The 4514-nt window shown below is 34.4% G+C and carries 6 protein-coding genes; all 6 read right to left on the bottom strand.

Annotation, left to right across the window (positions count from 1 at the left end; translation table 11 throughout):
• Positions 1-331: 331 nt before the first annotated feature.
• Positions 332-1039 carry a hypothetical protein gene (locus tag EI164_RS14780; protein WP_192520677.1) on the bottom strand — a complete coding sequence of 236 codons (708 nt, stop codon included), beginning with the start codon at positions 1037-1039 and terminating at the stop codon, positions 332-334.
• A 9-nt stretch (positions 1040-1048) separates the two neighbouring features.
• Positions 1049-1756: a hypothetical protein gene (locus EI164_RS14775; protein WP_192520676.1), complete on the bottom strand. Its 708-nt coding sequence runs from the start codon at positions 1754-1756 to the stop codon at positions 1049-1051.
• Positions 1757-1839: 83 nt separating this feature from the next.
• Positions 1840-2160, bottom strand: a complete 321-nt coding sequence (locus EI164_RS14770) for a WG repeat-containing protein (protein WP_192520675.1) — start codon at positions 2158-2160, stop codon at positions 1840-1842.
• Between the two features lie 50 nt (positions 2161-2210).
• Positions 2211-2546, bottom strand: a complete 336-nt coding sequence (locus EI164_RS14765) for a WG repeat-containing protein (RefSeq protein ID WP_192520674.1) — start codon at positions 2544-2546, stop codon at positions 2211-2213.
• 407 nt (positions 2547-2953) lie between these two features.
• The gene (locus tag EI164_RS14760) at positions 2954-3652 is read right to left on the bottom strand and encodes a hypothetical protein (RefSeq protein WP_192520673.1); all 699 of its coding nucleotides are present in this window, start codon (positions 3650-3652) and stop codon (positions 2954-2956) included.
• A 10-nt stretch (positions 3653-3662) separates the two neighbouring features.
• Positions 3663-4433, bottom strand: coding sequence for a hypothetical protein (locus EI164_RS14755; protein ID WP_192520672.1), 771 nt, complete (start codon positions 4431-4433; stop codon positions 3663-3665).
• Between the last annotated feature and the right edge of the window lie 81 nt (positions 4434-4514).

Below are 4514 nucleotides of genomic sequence, written 5' to 3'. Positions count from 1 at the left end.
GAGCACTGATGTCTTGCTGCGCACTTGGATAGAGGGCTTGAGTGCTGCCTTCACTGGCATATAGCCTGTCAGGGTGCATGGGCAGCACGGTGTTGGTCAAGCGTAACATGGTAGTGTTCCTATTCTTAGGGCAATATCATTCAAAGGTAATGTTATTCGGCGAGCGTAAACTCAATACGGCGGTTACGGGTTCGCCCTTCTTCATTATCGTTACTAGCGATAGGGTCTGTGTCACCTTTACCTGTGTAGATATAATCTTGGTGACAGGTTTGTCACCAAGATTATATCTACGGATTTGACAGTAGGAGTTAAGCTTAATCATGTTCAATTGTTAACTGATTGTCAGCGTCATTAACATTTTTAGGTTACATTCTGCTATATCATATTTAGTTCTATTTGCACCCCAAAGTTCAAATAAGACACCGTCATGGCGAATATAAGTATGTATAGTTTCATTATCACTCAACATTTCATTACTCCTAACTTTAGCCATATATTGCTGATAAAGCTGATCTAGTATTGCAGCAGCTTTATCATGATCATCAATCACTAAATCAATAATCTCCGTCATAGCAAAATTTTCTTGATCCAATAGTTGATGTCCATATTTATTTCTTTCATCAATATCTAAGGGAAAGTAAGCAATGTTAGTTATGCTTTCTGATTTCGAAAAACCACCATCACCTTGGATTTGAAGAAAACCGTTAACTTTCTCCAGTAAAAAATCACGTTCAAAGTGATTAGAATAACTTACTTTTTCCCATAAAGGAGATGCTTCCAATCTTTCGATAAATAGCTCTTTCGGTATGACATCAATAGGAGTCTCTCTGCGCACTCCTGTATCAGGCAGTTCCGGTGGATTATCATATTCGGGTGGTTCATAGCATATTACTGGTTTGTTATTATTGACAGGTTCATTTATTATTGCCTGTTCACCATCTTGCAGTAGTGCTGGCTCACTAGCCATGACTTTTGAAATACTTGCGGTTGTACAACTTGCTAATGACAGTGACATTGCTATAAAAATAAGTTTAACCACGAAACACACCTAATTAATTGTCAAGCCTGTTAACATAGCCAAGTTGCACTCTTTGATAGAATGACTGGTTCGGTTCATGCCCCAAAGCTCAAACAATATATTGTTATAACGAATATAAGTATGTAAGGTTTCATTGTCACTTAGGATTTCGTTGTTTTCTACTTTGACTGAATATTGCTGATAAAGCTGATTCAGTATTGCAGCAGCTTTATCGTGATCATTAATGACTATATTGATAATTTCTGTCATAGCACTTTTTTCTTGATCCAATAGCTGATGTCCATACTTGTTTCTTTGTTTTACGTTTAAAGGTGAATAAGCAATTTTAGTTATCTTTTCTGACTTCGAAAAACTACCATCACCTTGGATTTGAAGAAAGCCATTAATCTCACTTAATCTAAAACTGGATCTGTCTTCATCTTTACGTTCTGTTTGCTCCCATAAGGGAGAGGCTTTTAATCTTTCAATAAATAGCTCTTTCGGTATGACATCAATAGGAGTCTCTCTCAATACTCCAGTATCCAGTGGTATAGGTTGGTTGTCATAGCCTGTCGGTTCATGACACATTACTGGTTTGTCATTATTTACAGGTTCATTTATCATTGCCTGTTCATCATCTTGCAGTAATGCTGGCTCACTAGCCATGACTTTTGGAGTACTTAAGCTTGTACAGCTTGCTAATGAGAGTGACATTGCTACAAAAATAAGTTTAACCACGAAATACACCTAATTAATTGTTAAGCCTGTTAAAAGAGTTAAGTTTATCTGTACGGATTTAAAGGCAGGGGTCAAAACTTTTATTATTCAAGCTGATATAAATAATCAGTAGTAACTGGAGTATCCAGACGTTTTCCACTCATAGTTATTAAAAACGTTTCATCATCTTTGATAACCTGAGCTTCTCCATCTCTGAATCTATCAGCGTCATCATATATAAATGGAATAATGACTTCTCCTTTTTTATTAATAAATCCCCATTTGTTATTTAGCTTAACATTCGCTAGGCCTTCGTTAAAATCATAGCCTTCATCGTATTGACACTCAATTACTTCTACAAACTGCTCGTTGATAAAGCCGCGTTTACCGTTTCTTTGAACTGATGCGAACCCTTCATTGAACATATCTATATTGTCATACTCAAAAGGCAGTAGAACTTCACCTTTTGTATTTATTAGCCCCCATTTATTATTTTTTTAACTCTAGAATAACCACTTAAAAATTCTCCTGCAAATGAGTACTCAGGTGCAATGACAACTTTTCCATGGTACTTATAGCCCCATTTACCTTCAGACTCAAAAGGTTTGAAATCATAATCATCTATTATGGATGGATCCGATGGGGAGTTGTATAGATATATTGATTTATCGTTTGATGTGGTCTCAGGGCTATTTTTTTCTACACTCAAAGCCTGACTTGCATCCAATGAATGATTAATATTTAGTTTTGTATCATCCATTGTGCAGCCACAGAAGATAAGCGTGGAGGCTAATAAAATCAAATTTTTCATAATAAATTATCCACAGTTACAACGTCCTTTGTTAGGTAAAAAATATAACTAATGAATTGTTAGGCCACTCAACATATCAAACCTACAGTGTTCAAGTTCATGAGTAGTATTTCGCCCCCACAGCTCAAAGAGCAAACCATTAAAGCGAACATAAGAAAAGTAGATATCAGTATCTTTTAACTTAATATCGTTTTTCACTTGATAAAATAGCTGTGTTTTAGGTTTAGTTATGAATGTGATATAGGGGATGATGGTGGTGATGTCATTGTTACTTATGTATAAGTATAAAAAGCTACCCGAAAATGGTTTGAAGTAAAAGCAGTCCAAATTAGTCTTATCTATGATCAAGTGGTCAAATGAACCATTTTAATTACTGCTTGGATAGTTTGGAATGATGGGATCTTGTTCTAAGACTTAGGATTATATAAAGATATATCAGTTCTGTCATCATCTTCGCAAAAGGTCATCTCTACCATAACGTATTTAGATTGTTTCTGCTGCACAACACATTCTGTATACTTTGTAATCTTTGGACTATCTAACAATTCTTGGAAGAACTGAGGAGGATTATCTGCACCACTTACATCTATCATCTTATAGATAATGTTTTTCTGAAAATTACTAAAAGCTTCAGTAGGTTTTTGAGGTACTGCTACGTAAAATAGTTTGCCAAAATATTGATCCTTTTCTTTCTCAAAAGAATAATGAATAAAAGTATCATCGGAATATTGAACTAAACCATAAAAACTATTAAGGTCTTCATTTATATTTTCTCCCTCAATTTTTTCAACTTGCATATCATCATAGAATGAGGTCTTTAACTTCTCTGTATTTAATTGTGGCAAAGAAAAGCGTGTCTGGGATTGCTTTGCCGGCGTACTTGTTACTCTTGGTTCCAAATCAACTGAAAAATCATTTTCTATTTCATCTATATCTCCATCTATTGCTGGATACTGTTGACTGGTTAATCCGTTATCTGTATTTGAGACGGGGTTGTCAGTACTTTGATTTTGCTCTATGTCTTTGAGTTCAGTTAACTTATTATCACAAGCTATTAATGAAAAACTTGATAATAAGGTAATAATAGAAAATCTTAATAATTTCATAATTCTTCCTTTATATTCTATAAATACTTGTATCTTTTTGCATTTTATACCATTGATATCTAGTAAATGACATACGCTTATTGCTATTTGCTCTTTTACTAATGGCTTGCCAAGTATAGTCCATTACTTTATCACTGAAACCTTGATGAAAGGTATATGGAGCCTTGGAATCAAATACATGGCGTAGCGTTAAACTATGACCTATTTCATGAACAAGTGTATCGTTATTGGTAGCTGCTTGTGCGAAGATTATAACAATGTTCCCCCACCTAAACTTACCGCTTGATAATTTGTCTCCAGGGGCAAACCCATTAATTCGACTGATATTAAAATCTAAATAAAAAATAAAAGTTCTAAGATTATAAGGGTCGTTTAACTTGATTTTGCGACCAGTCAAACCAATAGGAGCTTGGTCGCCATGATTTATGAAAATTGCTGAAAGCTCTTCTTTAATCATATTCATAAATTTTGAGCGAGCTGCAGACTCTGCCTTTTCGCGTTGCTCAGATGTTAACTTGCTAGCATTTGGTACCTTAGGAACACCGGCTTTAATATTTAATAAAAATTTAAGAACTCTTTTATTATTTTTATTTTTTGATAGTTTATTTAAGTCGAGCTTTGTTTCTGCTACTGGTTCCGCTCTTATTAAAGCTTGATTAAAAGACTTTAATTTTAAATAATTTTGAAAATCATTCGATTTTTTAATATTTTGTCCTGATGAAGAAGTTACATCTACAAAGACTAAATCTGCTTTGTAAGTAATATTGTTTTTATGCACCATTAACTCACCAACGAGAGCTTCGCAACTATAGTCAGATGACCACAAAAATGTTATAAAATAAATCAACTAAACGATTACCAC

The organism is Psychrobacter sp. FME13 (genome assembly GCF_014861395.1).
Taxonomy (GTDB): domain Bacteria; phylum Pseudomonadota; class Gammaproteobacteria; order Pseudomonadales; family Moraxellaceae; genus Psychrobacter.
This window is presented reverse-complemented; position numbering and strand designations above follow the sequence as displayed.